The 272-nt window shown below is 55.9% G+C and carries 1 protein-coding gene; it reads right to left on the bottom strand.

All coding sequences use genetic code 11. The annotated features are described in order from the left end of the window. A partial coding sequence (locus AC1RPH_RS08340; protein ID WP_481762119.1) for a hypothetical protein occupies positions 1–272 on the bottom strand: 272 nt, incomplete at both ends.

Raw genomic sequence — 272 nt, 5'->3', positions numbered from 1 at the left:
GGTTCCGGACGCGTGACTGTCATGAACTCGCGCAGTTCGAGTGCGCTCTCCCGATCCACGAACCAATACTCGGGATCAGACTTGCGACCCTCCTGATGCATGATCGCGACCAGCCGATCGTCGAAGAAGATGGCTTGAAGACCGACCCACGAGTCCGTGCAGTAGTTCTTGCTCAGAAAATAGCCCTTTACACGTTCATCAAAACCCGGAATGTCACCCGCCCAGTACACGTTGTCCAGATCGAGTTCATACGCCAGCTTCTCGGCGTCCAC

The organism is Dellaglioa sp. CoH-57-MRSF-16 (assembly GCF_056782055.1).
Note: the sequence above shows the minus strand (reverse complement) of the source record. Positions and strands in the feature narration are given on the sequence as shown.